We start from the raw sequence: 24341 nt of genomic DNA, 5'->3' as shown, positions 1-24341 counted from the left end.
ATCATGAAAAAAGTTGTTATTACTGCAAGCCTTACCGTTTTAATGAGTCTGCCAATATTTGCCCAAGCAGAGGCAAATAAAATCCCTGGCGATATGCCAGCAGAAGCTCAGCAACAAATGTCTGCGCACATTACAGGCTATAACAAGTGCATGATGGAAAGCCGCCTACGCGCTAGCCAAAATGGTCAAGATGCACAACAAAATGCCGATGAGATAATGTCTTCATGTGAAACACATCTTGATGAATTAGAAGCACTACTCGCTGAAAACGAAGTAGATGAAAACTTAACCCAAGGTATGAAAAAAAGCCTGCGTTCACGTGCTGCACGCCAATTAATGGCAAGAACAATGAACAACTTAGCTGCCCAAGCTGCGGCAGCAAGTAATGCTGAACCAGCCGCTGAGTAGGGATTAACCCAAAACTTCTACGCCTTGCGTAGCCAACATATCCGTCAGCTTGATGAGAGGTAGGCCGATCAATGTATTAGGGTCGCTGCCTCTCAATTCATTAAACAAACTGATGCCCAAACCTTCCGATTTAAAACTGCCAGCACAATTTAATGGCTGCTCTAATTCGATATAACGTCGTATTTGTGCTTCTGACAGTTGTCTGAATTGCACTTCAAACGGCTCTACCAAAGACTGCATTTGTTGCGTAGCAGCATTGTAAAGTGCAAGTCCGGTTAAAAACGTCACGGTTTTACCACTGGCGGCTTTTAACTGCTCAACTGCACGTTCAACACTGCCAGGTTTACCTAACACGGTGTTATCCAAAAGGGCGACTTGATCGGAACCAATAACTAATGCTGATAGGTTGGTTTCGGCTACTTTTCTTGCTTTGCTTTCTGCCAATCTTAAAACCAGCTGAGCCGGTGATTCGCCAACTAATGGAGATTCATCAATATCTGGCGATGAAGTAGTGAATGGCAGTTGTAGCTTGGCTAACAGCTCACTTCGATAAGGTGAGCTCGAGCCTAAAATAATCGGTTGCATAATCCCTCAGGTAATAACAGTAGGTTGAGCGCGGCCAGTTAAGACTTTGATTTGTGCAAGCTCATCAGCAAGTTGAATCAGATCTTTTAAAGCGACTTGGGTATCTTGACCAAGTTTGTCCTCGGCATCTTCAAAGTTTTCAATGTAGACACGTAAGGTGGCGCCTTCAGTGCCGGTGCCAGATAAGCGAAAAATGATGCGGGCACCATCATCAAAGCCAATACGTAGGCCTTGTTTTTCAGACAGGCTATTATCAACAGGATCTCGGTAACTAAAGTTATCCGCGTAACTCACAGTGCGATTACCAAAAATCTTGCCAGGCAACTTATGTAACTTATCAGTCAATTGTTGAATAATTTGGCCCGCTTTTTCTGATGGAACGGCTTCATAATCATGGCGGGTATAGTAGTTACGGCCGTATTTTTTCCAATGTTGCTCAACAATATCGGCGACCGATTGTTGTCTTGCAGCGAGGATATTTAACCAACATAACACTGCCCATAAACCATCTTTTTCACGAATATGATCAGAGCCAGTGCCGAAGCTTTCTTCACCACATAAAGTGGCTTTACCCGCATCCAATAAATTACCGAAAAATTTCCAGCCGGTTGGCGTTTCAAAAAATGGAATATTGAGCTTCTCAGCAACACGATCTGGGGCTTGGCTGGTTGGCATTGAGCGTGCGATACCCGCTAAACCTTTTTGATAACCTGGAATCAGGCTGGCATTCGCAGCAATAATGGCAAGGCTGTCAGACGGGGTTACAAAGAACTGTTTGCCCAAGATCATATTACGGTCACCATCACCATCTGATGCAGCACCAAAGTCAGGTGCGTCATCTGCGTACATAACTTCAACCAACTCTTCAGCATAAGTCAGGTTTGGATCAGGATGCCCTCCCGCAAAATCTGGTTTGGGCTCGCCATTCATAACCGCACCTAAAGAAGCACCAAGTCGTTTTTCCAAGATTTCTTTAGCGTAAGGCCCTGTAATGGCATGCATGGCATCAAAACGCATTTGGAAGCGGCCATTACAAATTAAGGCGCGAATGGCAGGGAAGTCGAAAATCTCAGCCATCAAATCCGCGTAATCCGCAACGGGATCAACAATGTCGATTTTCAAATCTGCAATTTGTTGCTGGCCAATATTCGTTAAATCAATATCGTCTGCATCAAGAATGTAATACTCACTAATAGATTGGCTTCGCTGGAAAATAGCCTCAGTGATTTTTTCTGGGGCAGGGCCACCATTTGCAACATTAAATTTAATACCAAAGTCGCCATTTTCACCTGCAGGATTATGACTGGCTGACAAGATAATGCCACCAAAGCTTTGGGTTTTTCGAATCACACATGATGCAGCAGGTGTTGATAACAGACCATTTTGACCAATTATCAATTTGCCAACGCCATTGGCGGCTGCCATTTTGACGATGATTTGAATAGCTGTTTCGTTATAGAAACGACCATCTCCACCAACAACTAATGTTTTACCTTTAACATCTCCAACCGACTCAAGCATCGACTGCACAAAGTTTTCTAAATAGTGCGGTGTTTGAAAGGTAGTCACTTTTTTTCTCAGACCAGATGTACCGGGACGTTGATCAGTAAATGCTGAGCTCTTAACGGTGCGTATATTCATGGTATTCCTGTGGCAAAGTTAGCTGCACATAATGCGTCATTTTTGGTTATGCTGGATGCATATCTTTTAATCAGCACTATACTGACAACATGGCAACCACTCAATACAGTTCAGCAAGCTTAATGCGGCTTGCCACCTATGCTTCGGTGCTAACGGCTGTGATTTTGATCACTGCAAAAGCACTTTCATGGTGGTATTCCGAGTCGGTCAGTATGTTGGCGACATTAACTGACTCTAGTATGGACTTGTTAGCGTCGGTTATTACCTTGTTCGCTGTTTATCATGCATTACAGCCAGCTGATACTGAACATCGTTTTGGTCATGGTAAGGCCGAAGCACTAGCGGGGTTTTGCCAAGCTTGTATTGTTGGTCTCTCTGCTATTTTCTTGTTTTACAGTTCGGTGCAACGTTTATTTCATCCACACCCCATATCTGATGCCATTGAGGCAAGTATATGGGTAATGTTGTTAAGTATTGTTGTGACCGGCTTGTTATTACTCTTTCAACGCTATGTTGTTAAAAAAACTGGCTCAACAGCCATCAGCGCTGATGCCCTGCATTATCGGACTGATTTTTTATTGAATATTGGTGTCATTGTCGCTATTAGCTTGACGGCAATGGGATGGCAATACTTTGATGCCATCATGGCTATGGTGATTTCGATGTATATCTTGCACAGTGCATGGGAGATACTCAGAGAAGCCATTGATTTACTCATGGATAAAGAGCTTTCATCAGCCACACGTGATGAAATCAAAACATTGGTGATGAAGCATCCGTTTGTTATCGGTGTACATGACTTGAGGACACGAAGAGCAGGGGTACAGGTTTTTATCCAAATGCATATAGTCATGAAAGGTGATCTGCCACTGGCTCAGGTGAGTGATGTTTGTACTGCAATTGAGTCAGATCTTTTGGGGCATCTAGAAAATACGGAAGTCATGATTTATCCGCATGCTGAAAACGCATAATTATTCGTATTGATTGTCATCAAAACGTCACAGTAAGCGGCAAAAAACGTATAATCCCGGCTCGATTAAGGAGGTGGTTGCTTGCTAGATTCATGGTTGATTGAAAGTATCGTGCTGATTGCACTATTGATTTTATTGGTTGCCTGGCTTTTCCTTCGAATCAAAACACGCAATAAAAGTGCAGAACAAAAAATTCAGAAAATTTTGAAACCCCACCAGATTGATGAGGCTAATAGCATTCTTATTCCTGATGGAATGGGTGGTTTGATAGAAATCGAACGACTTATCAAATTAAAACAAGGCTTGCTAATCCTTCACCAATATTCTGTTAATGGCCATCTATTTGGCGCTGAAAAAATTGAACAATGGACTCAATTGGTAGGCGGCCGCAGTTATAAATTTGCTAATCCTTTAACGCATTTGTTACATGTGCAGCAGTCTCTGTCTTTACTTGTGCCGAAAACGCCGATTTTTACCCATGTCGTTTTTACCGGACACTGTAATTTTCCAAAAGGTAAGCCAGATAACGTTTCGTCGCTGAGTACTTTAGATAACGATCTCCAGCCGCTATTTAAACAAGCTGCTTTACCAGAACAGCCATTGCAAAGTAGTTGGCAATCATTGTTGAATATAGCGAATCATCATTCATAGTTATTGGGAGGCCCACCATTGAGTGAAGCCGCAAAACCATTAGTTGTTGCTATTTCTTCTCGTGCCTTGTTCGACCTTGATGAAAGTCATCGTATTTATGAGGAAGAGGGCACTGAAGCCTATTGCCGATATCAAATTGAAAATGAAGATGTACCATTAGCACCAGGCGGGGCCTTTAATCTAGTTAGAAAATTACTGGCGCTTAATGACAACAATCCAAAAACACCGCGTGTCGAGATCATCTTGTTGTCCCGTAATAGTGCCGATACTGGGCTACGTGTATTTAATTCTATTCAGCACCACGAACTGAAAATTAGTCGAGCAGTATTCACCTCTGGTAGCAGTCCATATCGATACGTTGCGCCGTTTAGTGCGAGTTTGTTTTTATCAACAAGTCCTGAAGATGTACGTATGGCACTAGATGCGGGTATCGCTGCTGCTACAATATTTCCGAGTAATGTTGGTAACAACTCTGAGTTCGAAGAGCTGCGTATTGCTTTTGACGGTGATGCAGTTCTGTTCTCTGATGAGTCAGAGCGTATCTTCAAAGAACGAGGCTTAGAAGCTTTCACCCAAAATGAGCAAAAGACGGCAAGACAACCGATGTCGGGTGGCCCATTTAAAGATTTTTTGGTTGCGCTAAACCGGATCCAAACCGAATACCCTGAAAACCAAGCGCCAATTAGAACTGCCTTGGTTACAGCACGTTCTGCACCAGCACATGAGCGCGTTATTCGCACACTCAGGGAGTGGGGGATTCGTATTGATGAAGCGATATTCCTAGGTGGTATGGAAAAAGGGCCTTTTTTAAAGTCATTTGGTGCCGATATTTTTTTCGATGACCAAGAGCAACATTGTGAATCAGCAAAAGCCCATGTCGCGACCGGACATGTTCCTCACGGTATTGCTAACCAAACTAAGACACAAAACAATTCATAAAACTGTAATGTTGGCAGTAAGATAAGGCTAAGTATGTTTTTATCGTGACATTAAAACTTGCTTCGCATGCCAACATCCATAATAATGCCGGCCAATATCGCTGATTTGGCAAACGCAAGGTTTGCTGAAAGTTAATATTTCAGCGTTCTTGCTGCTAGTAAATATTGAACACTTTCAATTATTTTGCCGGCAGTCAAATATGGGATTTTGATTTTTAAATCAACAAGGCTAGTGTTGCCAAGTTGAACTGGCTATAATAGCCGACTTGTTTAGATATTACGGTATATCTGATAACACATTGCGAGAGTGGCGGAACTGGTAGACGCGCTGGATTTAGGTTCCAGTAGGGCAACCTGTGAGAGTTCGAGTCTCTCCTCTCGTACCATTTTGAAATTGCTGGTCTCAACCAACAATATTCTGATCCCCCATGTTTGAGGTAAAGAATGCAAGTTACTGTAGAAAATGTCAGCGAATTAGGCCGTAAAATGACGGTCACCGTTGAAGACGCAAACATCGAACAAGCTGTTCAACAACGTTTAGCGTCAATTCGCCCTAACGTCAAAATGTCAGGCTTCCGTCCTGGTAAAGTCCCAATGAGTATGGTTGTTAAGACCCACGGTCCAGCTGCACGTCGTGAAGTGATTGACCAAGTGGTTCAAGAAAGCATGCGTGAAGCTTTTAATCAGGAAAAAGTGAATCCTGCTAACACCCCTAACATTGACAGTATGAAAGAAGAAGGCTCAGCACTGATTTATACGTTGAACTACGAAATCTTTCCTGAAGTTGGCGACCTCAAGCTAGACAACATCAAATTAGAAAAAACAGTTGCTGAAGTCACTGAAGATGATGTCAGCACTATGCTTGAAACTCTTCGTGAGCAACGCGCGACTTGGGAACCAATGAAACGCGCAGCCAAAGAAGAAGATGGCGTAACGATTGATTTCGTTGGCAGCATCGACGGTGAAGAGTTCCAAGGTGGTAAAGGCCAAGGCGTTCAAGTCATCATCGGTAGTGGCAACATGTTGCCTGAGTTCGAAGAGCAACTGATTGGTACTAAAGCTGATCAAGAAACAACGGTTACCATGACTTTCCCAGAAGATTATCGTGCAGAGCACCTGCGTGGTAAGAAAGCTGAGTTCGCGGTTACTGTTAAAGAAGTTGCTAAGAAAAAACTGCCTAAATTAGACAAAGATTTCGCTGAGCTTTGTGGTGTTGAAGGTGGTCTTGCTGCACTGAAAAAAGAAGTTCGCGCCAATATGGAACGCGAATTAGCTGCTGCATTGAAAGCTGCTAACAAACGTAAAGCAATGGATGAAGTTGCGGCAAACAACGAAATTGCATTGCCAGAAGCGCCAGTAGAACGTGAAGCACATTATCTAATGGAACAAGCGAAAAACAACTTACGCCAACAAGGTGTTAACGTTGATGGCTTGCCATTTGAAGTTGAAACTTTCAAAGACAGTGCTTCAAAACGTGTCAAATTAAGCCTGTTAATCGGCAAAATCATTTCTGACAATGGCATCAAACCAGATGAAGCCAAGGTAAAAGAAGCGATTGATGCTATTGCTGCGAGTTACGAAGATCCTGAAGATGTAGTGAACTACTACACGAGCAATCAGGACAAACTTTCTGAAATCCAAATGATGGTCGTTGAAGACGCGGTTGTTGAATGGATTTACGACCATGTTAAAGTAACTGAGAGCACATCTTCATTTACCGAAGTAATGAACGCGGCGAAATAATTAAAGTAACCGTAAAATGACAGAAGAAGCCCGTGCTCATCCAATTTGGGCACGGGCTTATTTTTTTGGCTTAATGACAGGATTCTTATGAGCAAAATCTTTACCGGTGAAACCCAACCAGTTAGCAATGCGCTGGTACCGATGGTTGTCGAGCAAACTTCTCGGGGCGAACGTTCTTACGATATTTATTCAAGATTATTAAAAGAGCGGGTGATTTTTCTGGTTGGCCAAGTCGAAGATCACATGGCCAATTTAGTTGTCGCACAGTTACTGTTTTTAGAGTCTGAGAATCCTGACAAAGATATTCATTTGTATATTAATTCGCCGGGCGGTGCTGTCACTGCGGGCTTGGCAATTTATGACACCATGCAATTTATTAAACCTGATGTTAGTACGTTATGTATTGGTCAGGCGGCGAGCATGGGGGCTTTATTATTAACTGCTGGTGCAAAAGGCAAGCGTTTTGCATTACCTAATTCACGAATTATGGTTCACCAACCATTAGGTGGTTTCCAAGGTCAAGCATCGGATATTGATATTCATGCAAAAGAAATTCTGAGTATTCGTGACCGTTTGAACCGAATTATGTCGGATCATACTGGTCAGGATATTGAGACAATCGAAAAAGATACCGATCGTGACAACTTTATGAATGGTGAACAAGCCGCAAATTATGGTCTAATTGATTCGGTATTGACGAAACGTCCTGACGAAAAAGCTTGAAAACCCAACAGTAGGAATGTAACGCGATGAGTGACGACAAGAAAAACGACGATAAATTACTGTATTGTTCTTTCTGCGGTAAAAGTCAGCATGAAGTTAAAAAGTTAATTGCTGGCCCATCTGTGTTTGTCTGTGATGAATGCGTCGAACTATGTAACGATATTATTCGCGAAGAAATGCAGGAGCAGAAGGTTGACCCTGCAGAAGCTAAGTTACCTTCACCACATGAGATCAATACGGCGTTAGATAATTACGTAATTGGCCAAGAAAAAGCTAAACGCGTTTTGTCAGTTGCGGTTTATAACCACTATAAACGTCTCCGTCATGGTCAAAAAACTGACGATGTTGAGTTATCAAAAAGTAACATTTTGTTAATCGGCCCGACAGGTAGTGGTAAGACGTTATTAGCTGAGACTCTCGCTAGACAACTTAACGTGCCGTTTACTATGGCTGATGCCACGACATTAACCGAAGCCGGTTACGTCGGTGAAGATGTTGAAAACATCATTCAAAAGCTGTTACAGAAATGTGAATACGATGTCGAAAAAGCAGAAACTGGCATTGTTTATATCGATGAAATAGATAAAGTCTCTAAAAAGTCTGACAACCCATCAATTACACGTGATGTATCAGGCGAGGGCGTGCAGCAAGCGCTTTTGAAATTGATCGAAGGCACGATTGCATCGGTACCACCACAAGGTGGTCGTAAACATCCACAGCAAGAGTTTTTGCAGGTTGACACCAGCAAGATTTTGTTTATCTGTGGTGGTGCGTTTGCTGGGCTTGATAAGGTTATTCGTAACCGTACCCACAAAGGTGGCATCGGTTTCTCTGCTGATGTGAAAAGTGTTGAAACTCAAAAGAGTTTTAGTGAAGCGTTACGTACGGTAGAGCCAGAAGATTTGATTCAATATGGCTTAATTCCAGAGTTTGTTGGTCGTTTGCCTGTTGTAGCAACACTGAATGAACTTGATGAAGCTGCATTGGTGCAAATTCTGACCGAACCGAAAAATGCTCTCACCAAACAATATCAAAAACTGTTTGAGTTAGAAGATTGTGAACTTGAGTTCCGTGACGATGCATTACGTGCCATTGCCCGCAAAGCGATGGAGCGTAAGACTGGTGCCCGTGGTTTACGATCTATCATTGAAAATGTCTTGTTAGACACAATGTTTGACCTGCCATCGTTAGAAAATGTTAGTAAAGTGGTCATTGATGAAAGCGTTATTAATGGTGAAAACTCACCAATTTTGATGTATCAAGATCACAGCAAAGACCTTGCTGCAGGCGAAAAATAAACGCCTCGTTCTTTAAAGCTTAAGAAATCAAGCAATCGTTAAATTGATTGCTTGATTTCTATTTGGCTGTCCCCATATAAACAGCAAATGTAATCAATCATGCTATTTAGCATGTTAAGTGAGGTCCGCTTGATGGAAAATGAATCAAAAACCACTGTTACCGAAGATTCTTTGAGTAAAGTCCCAGTTTTACCGCTGCGCGACGTGGTGGTTTATCCCCACATGGTGATTCCGTTGTTTGTTGGTCGTGAAAAATCAATTAAAGCACTGGAAGCAGCTACGGATGACAATCAACAAATTCTGCTGGTTGCCCAAAAAGATTCTGGTGAAGATTCGCCGAGTACTGAAAATCTATATGAAACAGGTACTTTGGCTAACATCTTACAACTCCTTAAGCTGCCTGACGGCACAGTAAAAGTATTAGTCGAAGGTACGCAGCGTGCCCAAGTCGTACTTTACGATAACAGCAATGATTTCTTTGAAGCCGAAGTCACGTTGATACAGGATCAACAACCTGAAGAGCGTGAAGCAGATGTATTAATGCGCACGTTGCTGAGCCAGTTTGAGCAATACGTCAAGCTTAATAAAAAGATCCCACCTGAAGTTATTGCCTCTTTATCAAGCATTGAAGAAGCTGCTCGAATGGCAGATACCGTTGCAGCGCATATGACTTTAAAGCTGGAAGACAAGCAACAGCTGTTAGAAATGGCTGAAGTTAAAGCGCGTATCGAAAAACTGATGGCGTACCTCGAGTCAGAAATTGATATCCAACAAATCGAAAAACGTATTCGTAGCCGCGTCAAAAAACAGATGGAAAAAAGTCAGCGCGAATATTATCTGAACGAACAACTCAAAGCTGTCCAGAAAGAGCTTGGTGAGTTAGATGAGTCAGGTAATGAAGCTGATGATCTGGCAGAAAAGATTGCTGATGCTGGGATGACAACGGAAGCACGTGAAAAGGCTGAGTCTGAGCTGAAAAAACTGCGCATGATGTCGCCTATGTCGGCTGAGGCAACTGTTGTCCGTAATTACATCGAGTCACTGCTTGAAGTACCTTGGAAAAAACGTTCACGGGTCACCTTAGATCTTGGAAAAGCACAACAAGTGCTTGATGAAGATCACTTTGGCTTAGAGAAAGTTAAAGACCGTATTCTTGAATATTTAGCGGTACAAAAACGCGTTAAAAAACTAAAAGGCCCAATTCTGTGTTTAGTTGGCCCACCAGGTGTAGGTAAAACCTCTATTGCTCAGTCAATTGCCCGTTCAACGAACCGTAAATTTACACGTATGGCCTTGGGTGGTGTGCGTGATGAAGCTGAGATTCGTGGTCACCGTCGTACCTACATTGGTTCTATGCCAGGTAAAGTCATTCAAAACATTTCAAAAACAGAAGTGAAAAACCCGCTGTTCTTATTAGACGAAATCGACAAAATGGCCCAAGACTTCCGTGGTGATCCAGCATCAGCATTATTAGAAGTATTGGATCCAGAACAGAACTCGACGTTTGCTGATCACTACCTCGAAGTGGAATACGATTTATCAGATGTCATGTTTGTTTGTACTGCAAACACTTTGAATATTCCTGATGCGCTTCGCGATCGTATGGAAATTATTCGTCTTGCTGGTTATACCGAAGATGAAAAATTGAATATCGCTTTGCAATATCTGCTGCCTAAAGCTATTAAAGATAATGGTTTGAAAGCGGATGAGGTAGAAATTAGCAGCGAAGCGGTGATGGAAATTATCCGTCGTTATACCCGTGAAGCAGGTGTGCGTAATTTACAGCGTGAGATCTCTAAGATTTGCCGTAAATTGGTGAAACAGATCCTACTTGATTCACCAAAAGATAAGATCGTAGTTACCAAAGATAATTTAGAAGACTATCTGGGTGTATACCATTATCAATATGGTATTGCAGAAGAAAAAGACCGCATTGGTCAAGTGACTGGTCTTGCTTGGACTGAAGTGGGCGGTGAGTTATTGACGATTGAGTCAGCCATCATGCCGGGTAAAGGTAAAGCAAGCTATACCGGTAAGCTGGGTGATGTTATGCAAGAGTCAATTCAAGCTGCAACAACAGTCGTGCGTTCACGTGCTGCAGATTGGGGTATTGCTGATGACTATATGCAAAACCATGATTTGCATATTCACGTACCTGAAGGCGCGACACCAAAAGATGGTCCAAGTGCCGGTATTGGTATGTGTACAGCGTTACTGTCTGCTATTACCGGTATCCCTGTGAAAGCAAATGTTGCGATGACCGGTGAAATCACTTTACGTGGTGAAGTATTAGCAATCGGTGGCTTGAAAGAAAAGTTACTTGCTGCACACCGCGGTGGTATCGATACGGTATTGATTCCAAATGATAACGTTAAAGATCTTCGTGAGATACCAGAGAATGTTAAGCAGGGCTTAACTATTATTCCGGTCCGCTGGATTAATGAAGTACTTGAAGTTGCATTACAATCAATGCCATCACCAAGATCGGAGCCTGAAGCGTCTCCCGCTGTAATGGCGAATGAAAAATCAGGTTTTCACGAAGTGAATACTCAAAAAAGGCATTAATCTCTAAACGGAGAATTCGATGAGCCCGATTCAACAACAACGTCTAATTGGTGCAGGCTTACTGATACTGTTTATCGCTGTGTTGGCGTATCTAGTATTGAGCAAAGTTGGTGAGCATGAACGTCAACAAACGCTTGAGATTCCGGAGCCCATCGAATTTTCTTCTGTTATTGAACCTATTGATGACGAAGTCGAAACCTTTGTCGATGATGGTGAAACCATGGTTGATGCAGATACACAGCAAAGTATCGTTGCTGTGCCATCAGTGCCGGTAGTTGAGCCAGTACCAACACCTAAACCTGAGGTTGCTCCTGCCCCAAAACCAGCTCCTGAAACTATTAAGCCAGAGCCTAAACCTGAAGTGGTCGCACCGGCACCTAAACCAGCACCTGAAGCACCTAAACCTACATCAACGAGTACGCCGACTAAATCCGGTGATAGTTGGCTAATACAATTAGGTAGTTTTTCTGTTCAAGCCAATGCGCAGGCACTTAAAGCCAAAGTCGAACAGATGGGCTATAAACCCTATATCGAAACCAGTCAGACTTCTAGCGGCCAGATTTATCGGGTTCGTTTACCTGCGGTATCAGATCGTAGTCAAGCCGATGCAACTGCTGCAAAAATCAAACAACAAGGTATGAATGCGCAAGTTCTTACCCAATAACGAAAGTCCATTTTTCAAGGTTTTTAGTGTTAAAGCTTGTTGGGTACGACTGAAACAATCTGGTAAAATACCGTGTTTAATTCGCAGTGTGGCGCGGAGTATCTATGAACTGGGTTGATTTTCTGATCATCGGCATCATTTTGCTCTCTGCCACAATAAGTATCGTACGTGGCTTTATTCGTGAAGTTTTGTCACTGCTTAGCTGGATATTAGCTTTTTGGGTTGCGTTGATGTTTCATGCGCACTTAGCAAGCTTACTGATTCCTTACGTCGATACGCCGTCAATCAGGATGTTTGCGGCATTTTTTATTTTATTTGTAGTGACACTTATTCTGGGTGCACTAGTAAATCACTTAATTTCACAGTTGGTAGAAAAAACAGGTTTAACGGGAACAGATAGGGCCCTTGGTGTGATTTTTGGTTTATTGCGTGGTGCGGCAATTGTTACTTTGCTCGTACTGATTGCAGGTCTGACACCAATGCCATCAGATGATTGGTGGCAAAACGCGTTATTAATTGAACACTTCGAACAACTGGCAATGTGGGTTGTTGGCTTATTGCCGGACGACATTGCAACTCATATTAACTTCAACTCATCCTGGCAGGACTGATATATGTGCGGAATTATTGGTATCGTTGGACATTCAGAGGTCAATCAGGCGCTCTATGATGGTCTGACAGTTCAGCAACATCGTGGACAAGATGCTGCTGGTATCATGACTTGTGATGATGAAGGCCGTTTTTACCTGCGTAAAGATAACGGGCTAGTTAAAGATGTATTCCATACACGACATATGATTCGCCTTAAAGGCAATATGGGTATTGGTCATATTCGTTACCCAACGGCCGGATGTTCAACATCAGCTGAATCACAGCCGTTTTACGTCAACTCACCATACGGTATTGCTTTGGCCCACAACGGTAACTTAACCAATACCAAAGCACTTAAAGATCAATTATTCAAAAGTGATCGTCGCCATTTAAATACTGACTCTGATTCAGAAGTCTTATTAAATGTATTGGCTCACGAGTTACAAACTGCCGGTAAATTACAGCCACAACCAGAAGATATTTTTAACGCTGTTCGTGAAGTGCACAAACGTTGTAAAGGTGCCTATGCTGCCGTTGCGATGATTGCTGGTGTTGGTATGCTGGCATTCCGTGACCCATACGGCATTCGTCCTGCTGTAATCGGTCAACGTGATACAGATAAGGGCAAAGAATATGTGGTTGCCTCTGAAAGTGTCGCTATTGATACGCTTGATTATGAACTGATGCGAGATATCGCGCCGGGTGAGTGTGTATTTATTGATACCAATGGACAATTACACACTCAGCAATGTGCTGAAAACCCAGTGATGTCACCGTGTATTTTTGAGTACGTTTATTTTGCACGTCCTGACTCAATGATGGATGGCATTTCTGTTCATAAGAGCCGTATGCGGATGGGGACAAAGTTAGCGCAAAAGATTTTACGTGAGTGGCCTGATCACGATATTGATGTAGTTATTCCTATTCCAGATACCAGTCGCAGTGCGGCATTACAGCTTTCCTATGATTTAGGTGTTATCTATCGCGAAGGCTTCATTAAAAACCGTTACATCGGCCGTACTTTTATCATGCCGGGTCAAACACAACGTAAGAAATCTGTTCGACAAAAGCTTAATGCGATTGACCTTGAGTTTCGTGGTAAGAATGTCTTATTAGTAGATGACTCAATTGTTCGTGGTACAACCTCACAGCAAATCGTTCAAATGGCGCGTGATGCGGGTGCTGCGAAAGTGTACTTAGCCTCTGCTGCACCGCCAGTAAGATTTCCAAATGTATATGGTATTGATATGCCATCACCACATGAATTCGTTGCGCATAATCGTGATGTTGATACGATCGCAGCAGAACTGGGTGTTGATAAACTGATTTATCAAGACTTAGCAGATTTGGTCGCTGCGATTAACAAGAAGAGTGATGTTGAACGCTTCGATACTTCATGCTTTGATGGTGAGTACATCACTGGCGATATTGATGCAGATTATCTCTACTATATCGATGCGTTACGTAATGATTCTTCTAAACATAAAAGCAATCAAGGGAATGCCATCATTGAATTACACAATGATGCTTAAACCTTAAATGTCCTATTTTGTATTCAGCAAAGCAGGGCTGCTACTTTAAGCAGCTTATGCTTTGCTGTTTACAGCGAATTCTTATATAATCCCGTCGATTATGCATCAGCAATTGCCCAAAGAAATTGATCCGTTTCGTTTCGCCCATAACGGCCTACGTTTGAGCGGACAAATTCCATTGTCATCAATGCCTCGTTTAGCTGAGTCTTTGGTGACAGATGAAGGTATGGTTGATGTCGATTTGTTGTTTGATATTGATGAAACAGGCTTACCATTTATGGAAGGTCGTTTCAAAACAAGCATTCAATTAATTTGTGAACGCTGTATGTCACCAATGACGCTGGATTTAGATGTACCAGCATTATTAGGCATCATCCGCCATGAAGGAAAAGTTGAAGGCTTAGCTGAACAATATGAGCCTTGGATCATCGACGATGCAAAGCATGTCGACCTGGCCCAAATGGTTGAAGATGAATTAATTTTGGCATTGCCGATTGTGCCAAAACATAAAAATGCCTGTTTGCCAGAAGATGTCTGGCAGTCAGGTGAGCAGGAAAAAGAAGCTGATAAAGCAGCTTCACCATTTGCAGTATTAGCTGCATTGAAAGACAAAAAGTAAGTTTTTTAGATTTAGGTTAGGAGTTACCTTCATGGCTGTCCAAAAGAGTAAAAAGAGTCAATCACGTCGCGGCATGCGTCGTTCACACGATGCACTGAGCGCAACTACACTGTCAGTTGACAGCACTTCAGGTGAACTGCACCGTCGTCACCATGTGACTGCAGACGGTTTCTACCGTGGTCGTAAAGTTATTGCTGATAAGAGTGAATAAGGCGTAAGTCATTGACGCTTAAAATTGCTATTGATGCAATGGGCGGGGATCACGGACCTCAGGTTGTGATCCCCGCTGCCATATCAGCCCTACAAAAGCACAATGATGTAGAACTGATTTTGGTTGGTGACGAAGCCACTTTGCAAGCTGCATTGACGCAGCAATCTACTGTAGATAAAGACAGAGTTACCATTCACCACGCTTCTCAAGTTGTGGCAATGGATGAGGCACCACAGAGCGCTTTACGCAGTAAAAAAGATTCTTCCATGCGTGTTGCTATCAATCTTGTTAAAGAGAATGTTGCAGCCGCCTGTGTCAGTGCCGGTAATACTGGTGCCTTAATGGCCACAGCACGATTTGTGTTAAAAACATTACCTGGCATTGAACGTCCCGCTATCGTTACCGCGTTGCCGACAATGAAAGGCCACACTTATGTGTTGGACTTGGGTGCCAACGTTGATTCTAGCGCCGAACATTTAGTGCAATTTGCATTAATGGGCTCTGTGCTTGCCGAGCTTGTTGATGGCAAAAAACAGCCTACTGTCGGTTTGCTGAATATCGGTGCTGAAGAAATCAAAGGTAGTGAACGTGTCAAAGAAGCTGCACGTTTATTAGCTGATACCGATCTCAACTACATTGGCTTTGTTGAAGGCGATGGCCTTTATAAAGGTGAAGTTGACGTTCTGGTTTGCGATGGCTTTGTTGGCAACGTATTGCTGAAAGCGAGTGAAGGTGTTGCGCACATGATTCGTCATTACCTGCGTAATTCATTCAAACGTAATGTGTTTACCAAGTTTGCTGCTTTAGTTGCTTATCCTGTTCTCAAACACTTTAGTAAAGAATTAGACCCACGTGCATATAACGGTGCCAATTTTATCGGCTTACAAGGTATCGTTATCAAAAGCCATGGTGGTGCAGATAGTTTCGCTTTTGCCAATGCGATTGATATCGCAATTATCGAAGCGCGCAAAGATGTTCCCAAGCATATTAGCCGTCATTTAGAAACACTGCAGGAAGGGCAAGTGCTTTGATGTATTCGAGAATTATTGGTACCGGTAGTTACTTGCCAGAAAAAGAGCTGAGTAATACAGATCTAGAGAAAATGGTCGATACCAGTGATCAATGGATTAGAGAACGCACAGGTATTATCAAACGCCACATTGTTGCTGATAATGAAACAACAACGGATTTGGCCTACAACGCAGCAGTGAAAGCTATCGAAGCTGCAGGGATCTCTAATCAGGATATTGACCTGATTATTGTCGCAACAACCACACCGACTAAAACCTTTCCTAGTACAGCTTCGCTGGTACAAGAAAAATTAGGTATCCATGGTTCTCCTGCATTTGATATTCAAGCGGTTTGTACCGGTTTTGTCTACGCATTAACCGTTGCGGATAAATTTATCAAAACGGGTAGCGCACAAAACGTATTAGTCATCGGTGCTGAATCAATTTCACGCATTATCGATTGGACTGATCGTAATACCTGTGTCTTATTCGGTGATGGTGCTGGTGCGGTTGTCTTACAAGCCTCAGAAACGCCTGGTATTTTATCTACACATATTCATTGTGATGGTAGCTTCAACAACTTACTTCACGTGCCGAAAGGTCCTGGTGCTGTACCTACTGAAGATGCCGCATATATTGATATGCAGGGTAACGAAGTATTCAAGATTGCCGTTAAAACATTGAGCCAGATTGTTGATGAAACACTGGAAGCCAACCAATTAGAAAAACACGATATTGATTGGTTAGTGCCACACCAAGCTAACGTTCGTATCATTGCGGCGACGGCTCGTAAACTGAATATGTCTATGGATAACGTTGTCGTTACGGTTGATAAGCACGGTAATACTTCGGCAGCATCTATACCTTTAGCTCTAGATACAGCTGTCCGCGATGGCCGAATCAAGCGCGGTGAAAAACTGTTGCTCGAAGCCTTTGGTGGCGGTTTTACCTGGGGCTCAGCTTTAATCCAGTTTTAAAGAGTTAGGACGTAAACATGCAATCTGCTTTTGTTTTCCCCGGTCAAGGTTCCCAATCAATCGGCATGCTTGCTGATTTGGCCGCTAGTTTCCCAATTGTTGAACAAACCTTTGCTGAAGCGTCAGCAGTGTTGGGCTACGATCTTTGGCAATTAGTCCAAAATGGACCCGAATCAGATCTCAACCAAACAGATAAAACGCAACCAGCGATGTTAGCTGCGGGTATTGCTGTTTGGCGTGTATGGCAAGCTGAAAACAGTTTTCAACCGACATTCCTAGCTGGCCATAGCCTTGGTGAATATTCTGCTTTAGTTGCAGCGGGTGCTATTGATTTCCAAGATGCCATTAAACTTGTCGCCAAACGCGGCGAATTAATGCAAGAAGCTGTTCCAGCTGGTGAAGGCGCTATGGCCGCTATTCTTGGTTTGGAAGATGCGCAAGTTATCGACTTGTGTAAACAAGCAAGCATTCACGGGGTTGTAGAAGCGGTTAACTTTAACTCACCGGGGCAAGTTGTCATTGCTGGTGCGGCAACAGCTGTCAATCAAGCAATTGATTTAGCAAGTGCTGCTGGCGCAAAACGTGCATTATTATTGCCTGTTAGCGTACCTTCACACTGTGCATTAATGCAGCCAGCGGCTGAAAAGTTAGCCCTTGAACTTGCCGCTATCGACGTCAAAGCACCAACAACTCCTGTTATTCATAACGCCAGTGTCACTAGCACAACTGATGTTAACGAAATCCGCTCTTTATTAGCCAAACAGCTTTTCAGTCCTGTTCGTTGGGTTGAAAGTGTTGCTTATCTGGCGGAGCAAGGTGTTGATACATTAGTTGAGTGCGGTCCCGGTAAAGTTTTGGCAGGCCTTGCAAAACGTATTGATAAAAATCTTAACGCGCAGCCATTATTTGATGTGGCAAGCTTAGAAAAAACAAAACAATTAGCAGGAGAGAGCGCATGAGTTTAGAGGGAAAAACAGCACTGGTAACAGGTGCTACTCGTGGCATTGGTAAAGCAATCGCTTTGAGCTTAGGTCAACAAGGCGCGACGGTTGTTGGTACGGCAACGTCTGAAAACGGTGCAGCAACTATTTCTGCTTATCTGCAAGAAGCAGGTATCAAAGGCAAGGGTGTTGTATTAAATGTGACTGATGCTGATGCAATTGAAAGTGTTGTCAGTGAAGTAGAAGCAGAGTTTGCCGCACCAGATATTTTGGTTAATAACGCTGGTATTACTCGCGACAATTTATTGATGCGTATGAAAGACGAGGAGTGGAATGACATCCTCGATACTAACCTGACACCAATTTACAAACTGAGCAAACGTTGCATGCGCGCGATGACTAAAGCGCGTTGGGGTCGTATCATCAACATTACATCAGTTGTAGGCGTCATGGGTAATGCTGGTCAAACCAACTATGCTGCGGCTAAAGCCGGAGTTATTGGTTTCAGTAAATCATTAGCGCGTGAAGTTGGCGCACGAGGTATTACGGTTAACAGTATTGCACCAGGTTTTATTGATACGGATATGACCAAAGATTTACCAGAAGCGCACAAAGCGGCTTTATTGGACCATGTTCCAGTGAAACGTTTAGGTGAAGCTGAAGAAATTGCCGCGGCTGTAAGCTTTTTAGCCAGCCCATTAGCCGGTTATATTACCGGTGAAACATTGAACGTTAATGGCGGCATGTATATGAATTAAGCGCCGTTAACCATTAATGGTTGCGGTTTTTAAACGCAGTAATGATATAGCAAAAGCGTTTTGGCTTGTCTCTGCGATGCGTGCACTATAAAATGCCTGCACGTTGTTTGTACTTAACTACCAAAGGAAATTTTAGTTATGAGTGATATCGAAGCTCGCGTAAAAGAAATCGTCGTCGAACAGCTTGGCGTCAATGCAGATGAAGTAACTGCTGATGCTTCATTCATCGATGACCTGGGCGCAGACTCACTGGACACTGTTGAGCTGGTAATGGCTCTTGAAGAAGCATTTGAATGTGAAATCCCAGACGAAGAAGCTGAGAAAATCACAACAGTTAAAGAAGCCGTCGCTTACATTAACGCTAACCAATCTTAATACGGTTACAGCGCTTCTTTTATAGCCGTCTAGTGTGTCAAGCATGCTAGGCGGCTATGTTATATCTGAACACCCGATTTGCATGAGGAAAGCAAATGTCTAAAAGACGTGTCGTTGTGACTGGCCTGGGTGCTGTCACACCTGTCGGTTTATCAGTTGCCGAAAGTTGGACCAATATCGTTGCTGGTAAAAGTGGCGTCAATCCTATTACTGGTTTTGATGTCAGTGACTTCTCAGTTCGTTTTGGTGCTAGCGTCAAAGATTTTGATGTTGAAACCGTCATCTCTCGCAAAGATGCTAAAAAAATGGATACCTTTATTCATTATGGTATTGCTGCGGCAGTAGAAGCGATTAAAGACGCTGGTCTGGAAGTCACTGATGAAAATGCCGAACGTATCGGTGTTGCAATCGGTTCTGGTATCGGTGGTCTACCGGGTATCGAATCTGGTTATGACAGCTTCCTTAGTGGCGGTCCTCGTAAAATTTCACCTTTCTTCGTGCCAAGTAACATCATCAACATGATCTCGGGAAATCTGTCGATCATGTACGGCATGAAAGGTCCTAATACAGCCATCGTTACCGCTTGCTCTACAGGTACACACTGTATTTCAGCTGCTGGTCGTATGATTCAGTATGGTGAAGCAGATGTCATGATTGCGGGTGGTGCTGAAATGGCTACTTCACGTACTGGTTTAGGTGGTTTTGCTGCTGCACGTGCATTATCTACTCGTAACGATGATCCTCAAGCTGCGAGCCGTCCATGGGATAAAGACCGTGATGGTTTTGTACTGGGTGATGGCGCCGGTGTTTTGGTTCTTGAAGAATACGAACATGCCGTGAAACGTGGTGCGACTATCTACGCTGAATTGGCAGGTAGTGGTATGAGCAGTGATGCTTACCACATGACGATGCCATCACAAGGTGGTGAGGGTGCAGCACGTTGTATGAGAAATGCGATGAATGATGCTGGCCTGAATGCAGATCAAATTGATTACATCAATGCCCACGGTACTTCGACACCAGCGGGTGATATCGCAGAAACTATGGCGATTAAAGCCGCATTAGGCGATTCTGCACAATCTGTTGCAGTAAGCTCAACCAAGTCAATGATTGGTCACTTATTAGGTGCAGCAGGTGGTGTTGAAGCTGTTTTCTCAGTATTAGCCATACGTGATCAAGTTGCACCGCCAACAATTAACTTGGAAAACCCAGACGAAGGTTGTGATTTGGACTACGTTCCAAATACTGCTCGTCAAATGAAGATCGAGGTTGCCATGTCAAACTCATTTGGTTTTGGTGGCACCAACGGTACTGTCATTTTCCGCAAACTTAGCTAAACCTGAAGTAATGATTCTGATTAACGGGCAACCCGAAGACAGAATCGCAGTAGGGGACCGAGGTTTACAATATGGCGATGGACTCTTTGAGACCATCGCCTATCGTAATCAAACACTTGAATGGGTAGATGCACACCTGCAGCGGTTAGAACGTGGCTGCCAACGTTTGAATTTACCATTACAAGACGTTGATCTAACTCAAATCCAAGCAGACCTTAAACAAGTCACGGCAGATCTCACAGATAACGCTGTTATTAAGGTAATCATTACCCGTGGTGTTGGTGGTCGCGGTTATCAATATGCTGAAAACGTTGAAGTAACACGAATTGTCAGCAGTCATCCATTCCCAATCTATCCGGAAAGTCATCAATCAGGTGTGACTGTGCGCCTTTGTGAGCAGCGATTAGCAATTAACCCGCAACTCGCTGGCATCAAGCACTTAAATCGTCTGGAGCAAGTGTTAGCACGAAATGAATGGCGTGATCCGACCATTGCTGAAGGATTAATGCTTAATACAGCAGGTGAACTCATTGAAGGCACCATGAGCAACATCTTGTTGGTGCAAAAAGGTCAGTTATTTACACCTGATTTAAGTGAATGCGGAATTCGTGGCACGATGCGTCAAAACATAATAAATGTTGCCTTATCCCATGGTATTAGCGTAAAAGAGTGCAAATTAAGTCTTGATGATTTACTTCATGCTGATGAAGTATTCCTTTGTAATAGTGTGATAGGTATCTGGCCCGTAACAAAAATTATTGGCATCGATAAGACTTGGATTCATGGCTTAGTGACACAAAAATTGCAGCATTGGTTGTCACAAGCAATAATGCACCCATGAAAATTTCTGCTTCGCTTAAATTACTCTTTATTGTTTTTTTGTTGGGCCTGCCATTGCTTTATGCATGGAGTGAATATCAACGATTTCTCAATACGCCAATTCAAACCTCAGTGGATGAAGAAACGATTTTCACCATTCAACCTGGTGATAACCTAAGCCGTATTAGCCAGCGTTTATTTCAAGAGGGTTTAAGCCCTACGCCAAGTATCTATTTAGATTTATACGGTCGTTATCAAGGTACTGCAAACCAAATCAAAGCAGGTGAATATGCCATTAGTAGTGGTACGACGTTGCCCGCGTTATTACAACAATTTGTCGATGGTAAAGTTGTCCAATATGGCCTGACTATTGTTGAAGGAATGACGGCACAACAATTGTTATTGAAAGTGCGTCAACACCCCAAAATCGTCACCACAGAGGAACTGGCTGACTTGCCTGCTGTGGCCGCTGCATTAAACCTTCCCGATGACCACGCTGAGGGCTGGTTTTTACCTGAAACTTACAAATTTCCAGCAGGCACCACCGATATTCAGTTTCTACGTCGTGCTTATCTAAATATGCAATCTGAGCTTGATTCTGCATGGTCTGAACGTTCTGACGACTTACCTTACGATAGTCCTTACGAAGCTTTGATAATGGCATCGATTATCGAAAAAGAAACGGGCGTGCCAGAAGAGCGGGATGAAATCAGTGGTGTGTTTGTTAGACGCTTGGAGAAAGGCATGCGTTTACAAACAGATCCGACCGTGATTTACGGTATGGGTGAAAGTTACGATGGCAATATTCGCCGTAAAGATTTACGGACCGATACTTTATATAACACCTATACCCGTCATGGACTGCCGCCAACGCCGATTTGCCTACCAAGTAAAGAAGCTATCCATGCGGCTTTACACCCTAAAGATGGTGAGTATTTATTTTTTGTGGCGACAGGTGAAGAAGGCCGTCATAAGTTTTCCAAAACCTATAGTGAACATAACAAAGCCGTACGCAAGTACCAGTTAAATCGATGAACGGTAAATTTATCAGTATTGAAGGCATAGAAGGGGCGGGTAAATCCACACAGCTTGCTTTTATTGCCGAGTATTTACGTCAGCGTGGTGTTGATCTTGTCGTTACTCGTGAGCCGGGTGGAACAGAAGTAAGTGAAAAAATCCGTACGCTTTTGTTAACACCAAGTGACGAACCTATAGTTGACGATGCTGAACTATTATTGATGTTTGCGGCACGTGTTCAACATATTCAACACAAAATTCTGCCAGCTTTGGCGCGTGGACAGTGGGTATTATCAGATCGCTTTGTCGATGCCACCTACGCCTACCAAGGTGGTGGCCGCGGTATTGATAGTAATCGTATCCAGCAGCTAGCTGATTGGAGTCTGCAAGGAATTTCAACAGATATCACTTTCCTGTTTGATTTGCCTGTTGAGACCGGACAGCAGCGTGTCAAAACCCGCGGTAATGCCAAAGATCGTATTGAGCAAGAAAAACACAGCTTCTTTGATAAAGTCCGTCAACACTATTTACAACTTGCTGAAGCAGAACCAAACCGTATTAAGATCATTGATGCTGCGTTAACGATTGAAGCGATTCAAGCACAGTTATCAACTCAATTAGACCAACTGCTAGATACTGCCAAAGCATGATTAATTACCCATGGCATCAGCCTTTATGGCAGCAGTTTCTCAATATCCGGCAACTTCAACGTCTGCCACATGCCATCTTGATGACAGGTCCTAAAGGACTAGCCAAAACAGAGCTAGCGTTAGCGATATCTAAATATGTTTTGTGTCAGTCTCCAGCTGAGACAGAGGCTTGTGGTCGTTGTCATAGTTGTGAATTGTTTGCTGCACAGGCACACCCGGATCATCTGCTGATTGAGCCCGAAGAGGGCGACAAAACCATCAAAATCCAGCAGATTCGTGCATTGATTGAGAAGCAGTCTTTGACCTCAAATATCGCTGCATGGAAAACCGTGGTTTTACACCCAGCCCATAAGATGACTAACAATGCCAGCAACAGTCTTCTAAAGTTGCTCGAAGAGCCACCCGCTCAAACATTATTTATTTTAGTGAGCAGTCAACCGCAGCAGTTGCCAATTACGATTCGAAGTCGTTGCCAATTATGGCCAATGCAATCACCGTCACTTGAACAAGCAAAATCTTGGCTTCAAGGGGAACAGATAGCGATTTCTGAAACGCAGTTACAACAGCTACTGCCTCTATCTCAGGGCGCGCCGTTGATGATTAAGCAAATGCTTGAAGCAAATTATGACGAGTTATGTGCGCAGGTTAACGCAGATTTTGAGCAATTATTGACTGGAAAAGCCAATCCGATTCAAATGAGTAGTCTTTGGCAAGAGCATGATTTGCTGACGGTCTTAAACATTTTGCAGTACAGCATGAAAAATAAGCTTATTTCGCAGCCTGAATCTCAAGATTCACGCGGCTTATGGCAGATTATGGATTGCATACAACAAACAATAAAGCTAGTATCTTCCAGTAATAACTACAACAAGACCTTGTTAATAGAAGATTTTATGATTTCCGTAATGCGAATTGGTCGTACAGGTCAAGCAAGTAGTACATCGCTGAGTCGAGTTTCTTTATGAGCATGAATCCAAGAAAAGGCATACTTTCACTGAAAATCAGCGACCATAATATGCTGTATCACTCCTACATGCCGTTTTTACAAAATGGCGGTCTGTTTATTCCTACGAATAAGGAATACCAGATGGGAGAAGAGGTTTTCATTCTGCTGAGCTTGATGGACGAAGCTGAAAAAATCCCTGTTGCTGGTACCATCGCTTGGATCACACCTGTTGGCGCACAGGGCAATCAAGCTGCTGGTATTGGTGTGCACTTCAGTGATATTGATGGCAGTGCCAGTGTGGTACGCGGCAAAATCGAAAACTACCTCGTTGATAAACTCAAATCAGATAAAGCCACATACTCAATGTAGTT

The 24341-nt window shown here is 43.2% G+C and carries 26 protein-coding genes and 1 tRNA gene; 25 read left to right on the top strand and 2 right to left on the bottom strand.

Going from position 1 to position 24341, the window contains the following annotated elements:
• Positions 1 to 3 precede the first annotated feature (3 nt).
• Positions 4 to 408: a hypothetical protein gene (locus tag OMP94_RS03165; RefSeq protein ID WP_266275928.1), complete on the top strand. Its 405-nt coding sequence runs from the start codon at positions 4 to 6 to the stop codon at positions 406 to 408.
• Positions 409 to 411: 3 nt separating this feature from the next.
• Here OMP94_RS03165 and OMP94_RS03160 read toward each other — a convergent pair whose 3' ends face one another.
• Positions 412 to 993 (bottom strand): Maf family protein, encoded by a 582-nt coding sequence (locus OMP94_RS03160; protein WP_266275926.1) that lies wholly within the window; start codon positions 991 to 993, stop codon positions 412 to 414.
• Positions 994 to 999: 6 nt separating this feature from the next.
• Entirely contained in the window at positions 1000 to 2634 is a 1635-nt protein-coding gene (locus OMP94_RS03155) for an alpha-D-glucose phosphate-specific phosphoglucomutase (protein ID WP_266275924.1), read from the bottom strand.
• 122 nt (positions 2635 to 2756) lie between these two features.
• On the opposite strand from OMP94_RS03155, the gene OMP94_RS03150 reads away from it, so the two are divergent.
• From OMP94_RS03150 to OMP94_RS03035, 24 genes are all read left to right on the top strand, one after another.
• Entirely contained in the window at positions 2757 to 3605 is an 849-nt protein-coding gene (locus OMP94_RS03150) for a cation diffusion facilitator family transporter (protein ID WP_266275919.1), read from the top strand.
• Between the two features lie 81 nt (positions 3606 to 3686).
• Positions 3687 to 4256: an NERD domain-containing protein gene (locus OMP94_RS03145; RefSeq protein ID WP_266275917.1), complete on the top strand. Its 570-nt coding sequence runs from the start codon at positions 3687 to 3689 to the stop codon at positions 4254 to 4256.
• An 18-nt stretch (positions 4257 to 4274) separates the two neighbouring features.
• Entirely contained in the window at positions 4275 to 5195 is a 921-nt protein-coding gene (locus tag OMP94_RS03140; RefSeq protein ID WP_266275915.1) for a 5'-nucleotidase, read from the top strand.
• 300 nt (positions 5196 to 5495) lie between these two features.
• Positions 5496 to 5580, top strand: a tRNA-Leu gene (locus OMP94_RS03135).
• Between the two features lie 58 nt (positions 5581 to 5638).
• Positions 5639 to 6937 (top strand): trigger factor, encoded by a 1299-nt coding sequence (gene tig, locus OMP94_RS03130; protein WP_266275913.1) that lies wholly within the window; start codon positions 5639 to 5641, stop codon positions 6935 to 6937.
• An 87-nt stretch (positions 6938 to 7024) separates the two neighbouring features.
• Positions 7025 to 7660 carry an ATP-dependent Clp endopeptidase proteolytic subunit ClpP gene (gene clpP / locus OMP94_RS03125; RefSeq protein ID WP_266275911.1) on the top strand — a complete coding sequence of 212 codons (636 nt, stop codon included), beginning with the start codon at positions 7025 to 7027 and terminating at the stop codon, positions 7658 to 7660.
• Between the two features lie 26 nt (positions 7661 to 7686).
• Positions 7687 to 8958 carry an ATP-dependent protease ATP-binding subunit ClpX gene (gene clpX, locus OMP94_RS03120; protein ID WP_266275909.1) on the top strand — a complete coding sequence of 424 codons (1272 nt, stop codon included), beginning with the start codon at positions 7687 to 7689 and terminating at the stop codon, positions 8956 to 8958.
• A 132-nt stretch (positions 8959 to 9090) separates the two neighbouring features.
• On the top strand, positions 9091 to 11523 hold the full coding sequence (lon, locus tag OMP94_RS03115) for an endopeptidase La (RefSeq protein ID WP_266275904.1): 2433 nt from the start codon (positions 9091 to 9093) through the stop codon (positions 11521 to 11523).
• 19 nt (positions 11524 to 11542) lie between these two features.
• Positions 11543 to 12187 carry an SPOR domain-containing protein gene (locus OMP94_RS03110; RefSeq protein ID WP_266275902.1) on the top strand — a complete coding sequence of 215 codons (645 nt, stop codon included), beginning with the start codon at positions 11543 to 11545 and terminating at the stop codon, positions 12185 to 12187.
• 104 nt (positions 12188 to 12291) lie between these two features.
• Entirely contained in the window at positions 12292 to 12798 is a 507-nt protein-coding gene (locus OMP94_RS03105) for a CvpA family protein (protein WP_266275900.1), read from the top strand.
• Positions 12799 to 12801: 3 nt separating this feature from the next.
• Positions 12802 to 14310 (top strand): amidophosphoribosyltransferase, encoded by a 1509-nt coding sequence (gene purF, locus OMP94_RS03100; RefSeq protein ID WP_266275898.1) that lies wholly within the window; start codon positions 12802 to 12804, stop codon positions 14308 to 14310.
• Between the two features lie 100 nt (positions 14311 to 14410).
• On the top strand, positions 14411 to 14929 hold the full coding sequence (locus OMP94_RS03095) for a YceD family protein (protein WP_266275896.1): 519 nt from the start codon (positions 14411 to 14413) through the stop codon (positions 14927 to 14929).
• Between the two features lie 31 nt (positions 14930 to 14960).
• Positions 14961 to 15140, top strand: a complete 180-nt coding sequence (gene rpmF, locus OMP94_RS03090; RefSeq protein WP_266275894.1) for a 50S ribosomal protein L32 — start codon at positions 14961 to 14963, stop codon at positions 15138 to 15140.
• A gap of 11 nt (positions 15141 to 15151) precedes the next feature.
• Positions 15152 to 16171 carry a phosphate acyltransferase PlsX gene (gene plsX / locus OMP94_RS03085; protein ID WP_266275892.1) on the top strand — a complete coding sequence of 340 codons (1020 nt, stop codon included), beginning with the start codon at positions 15152 to 15154 and terminating at the stop codon, positions 16169 to 16171.
• On the top strand, positions 16171 to 17127 hold the full coding sequence (locus OMP94_RS03080; RefSeq protein ID WP_266275890.1) for a beta-ketoacyl-ACP synthase III: 957 nt from the start codon (positions 16171 to 16173) through the stop codon (positions 17125 to 17127). Before plsX ends, OMP94_RS03080 begins: the two co-directional genes overlap by 1 nt.
• 17 nt (positions 17128 to 17144) lie before the next feature.
• Positions 17145 to 18086 carry an ACP S-malonyltransferase gene (gene fabD, locus OMP94_RS03075; protein ID WP_266275888.1) on the top strand — a complete coding sequence of 314 codons (942 nt, stop codon included), beginning with the start codon at positions 17145 to 17147 and terminating at the stop codon, positions 18084 to 18086.
• Positions 18083 to 18826 (top strand): 3-oxoacyl-ACP reductase FabG, encoded by a 744-nt coding sequence (fabG, locus tag OMP94_RS03070; protein WP_266275886.1) that lies wholly within the window; start codon positions 18083 to 18085, stop codon positions 18824 to 18826. The genes fabD and fabG overlap by 4 nt, the downstream gene beginning before the upstream one ends.
• Before the next feature lie 138 nt (positions 18827 to 18964).
• Complete coding sequence (acpP, locus tag OMP94_RS03065) at positions 18965 to 19201, top strand: acyl carrier protein (RefSeq protein WP_266275884.1); 237 nt, start codon at positions 18965 to 18967, stop codon at positions 19199 to 19201.
• A 95-nt stretch (positions 19202 to 19296) separates the two neighbouring features.
• The gene (fabF, locus tag OMP94_RS03060; protein WP_266275882.1) at positions 19297 to 20538 is read left to right on the top strand and encodes a beta-ketoacyl-ACP synthase II; all 1242 of its coding nucleotides are present in this window, start codon (positions 19297 to 19299) and stop codon (positions 20536 to 20538) included.
• A 10-nt stretch (positions 20539 to 20548) separates the two neighbouring features.
• Complete coding sequence (gene pabC / locus OMP94_RS03055) at positions 20549 to 21379, top strand: aminodeoxychorismate lyase (RefSeq protein WP_266275880.1); 831 nt, start codon at positions 20549 to 20551, stop codon at positions 21377 to 21379.
• Positions 21376 to 22392, top strand: coding sequence for an endolytic transglycosylase MltG (mltG, locus tag OMP94_RS03050; protein ID WP_266275878.1), 1017 nt, complete (start codon positions 21376 to 21378; stop codon positions 22390 to 22392). The genes pabC and mltG overlap by 4 nt, the downstream gene beginning before the upstream one ends.
• A complete protein-coding gene (gene tmk, locus OMP94_RS03045; RefSeq protein ID WP_266275876.1) occupies positions 22389 to 23024 on the top strand; it encodes a dTMP kinase in 636 nt (211 codons plus the stop codon). Before mltG ends, tmk begins: the two co-directional genes overlap by 4 nt.
• Complete coding sequence (gene holB, locus OMP94_RS03040) at positions 23021 to 23989, top strand: DNA polymerase III subunit delta' (RefSeq protein WP_266275874.1); 969 nt, start codon at positions 23021 to 23023, stop codon at positions 23987 to 23989. Before tmk ends, holB begins: the two co-directional genes overlap by 4 nt.
• Positions 23986 to 24339: a PilZ domain-containing protein gene (locus OMP94_RS03035; protein WP_266275872.1), complete on the top strand. Its 354-nt coding sequence runs from the start codon at positions 23986 to 23988 to the stop codon at positions 24337 to 24339. Before holB ends, OMP94_RS03035 begins: the two co-directional genes overlap by 4 nt.
• Positions 24340 to 24341: the final 2 nt, after the last annotated feature.

Source organism: Methylophaga sp. OBS3, assembly GCF_026319325.1.
Classification (GTDB): domain Bacteria; phylum Pseudomonadota; class Gammaproteobacteria; order Nitrosococcales; family Methylophagaceae; genus Methylophaga.
The sequence above is the reverse complement of the archived record's forward strand: the minus strand, read 5'-3'. Positions and strand labels throughout refer to the sequence as shown.

Excerpts from the sequence above, each read along its gene's own strand:
- pabC (WP_266275880.1), top strand. The coding sequence starts at position 20,549 with ATGATTCTGATTAACGGGCAACCCGAAGACAGAATCGCAGTAGGGGAC.
- OMP94_RS03150 (WP_266275919.1), top strand. The coding sequence starts at position 2,757 with ATGCGGCTTGCCACCTATGCTTCGGTGCTAACGGCTGTGATTTTGATC.
- OMP94_RS03035 (WP_266275872.1), top strand. The coding sequence starts at position 23,986 with ATGAGCATGAATCCAAGAAAAGGCATACTTTCACTGAAAATCAGCGAC.
- OMP94_RS03095 (WP_266275896.1), top strand. The coding sequence starts at position 14,411 with ATGCATCAGCAATTGCCCAAAGAAATTGATCCGTTTCGTTTCGCCCAT.
- purF (WP_266275898.1), top strand. The coding sequence starts at position 12,802 with ATGTGCGGAATTATTGGTATCGTTGGACATTCAGAGGTCAATCAGGCG.
- rpmF (WP_266275894.1), top strand. The coding sequence starts at position 14,961 with ATGGCTGTCCAAAAGAGTAAAAAGAGTCAATCACGTCGCGGCATGCGT.
- OMP94_RS03155 (WP_266275924.1), bottom strand. The coding sequence starts at position 2,634 with ATGAATATACGCACCGTTAAGAGCTCAGCATTTACTGATCAACGTCCC.
- OMP94_RS03110 (WP_266275902.1), top strand. The coding sequence starts at position 11,543 with ATGAGCCCGATTCAACAACAACGTCTAATTGGTGCAGGCTTACTGATA.
- tig (WP_266275913.1), top strand. The coding sequence starts at position 5,639 with ATGCAAGTTACTGTAGAAAATGTCAGCGAATTAGGCCGTAAAATGACG.
- clpX (WP_266275909.1), top strand. The coding sequence starts at position 7,687 with ATGAGTGACGACAAGAAAAACGACGATAAATTACTGTATTGTTCTTTC.
- tmk (WP_266275876.1), top strand. The coding sequence starts at position 22,389 with ATGAACGGTAAATTTATCAGTATTGAAGGCATAGAAGGGGCGGGTAAA.
- OMP94_RS03105 (WP_266275900.1), top strand. The coding sequence starts at position 12,292 with ATGAACTGGGTTGATTTTCTGATCATCGGCATCATTTTGCTCTCTGCC.
- OMP94_RS03080 (WP_266275890.1), top strand. The coding sequence starts at position 16,171 with ATGTATTCGAGAATTATTGGTACCGGTAGTTACTTGCCAGAAAAAGAG.
- acpP (WP_266275884.1), top strand. The coding sequence starts at position 18,965 with ATGAGTGATATCGAAGCTCGCGTAAAAGAAATCGTCGTCGAACAGCTT.
- holB (WP_266275874.1), top strand. The coding sequence starts at position 23,021 with ATGATTAATTACCCATGGCATCAGCCTTTATGGCAGCAGTTTCTCAAT.
- OMP94_RS03160 (WP_266275926.1), bottom strand. The coding sequence starts at position 993 with ATGCAACCGATTATTTTAGGCTCGAGCTCACCTTATCGAAGTGAGCTG.
- clpP (WP_266275911.1), top strand. The coding sequence starts at position 7,025 with ATGAGCAAAATCTTTACCGGTGAAACCCAACCAGTTAGCAATGCGCTG.
- fabF (WP_266275882.1), top strand. The coding sequence starts at position 19,297 with ATGTCTAAAAGACGTGTCGTTGTGACTGGCCTGGGTGCTGTCACACCT.
- lon (WP_266275904.1), top strand. The coding sequence starts at position 9,091 with ATGGAAAATGAATCAAAAACCACTGTTACCGAAGATTCTTTGAGTAAA.
- fabG (WP_266275886.1), top strand. The coding sequence starts at position 18,083 with ATGAGTTTAGAGGGAAAAACAGCACTGGTAACAGGTGCTACTCGTGGC.
- OMP94_RS03165 (WP_266275928.1), top strand. The coding sequence starts at position 4 with ATGAAAAAAGTTGTTATTACTGCAAGCCTTACCGTTTTAATGAGTCTG.
- fabD (WP_266275888.1), top strand. The coding sequence starts at position 17,145 with ATGCAATCTGCTTTTGTTTTCCCCGGTCAAGGTTCCCAATCAATCGGC.
- mltG (WP_266275878.1), top strand. The coding sequence starts at position 21,376 with ATGAAAATTTCTGCTTCGCTTAAATTACTCTTTATTGTTTTTTTGTTG.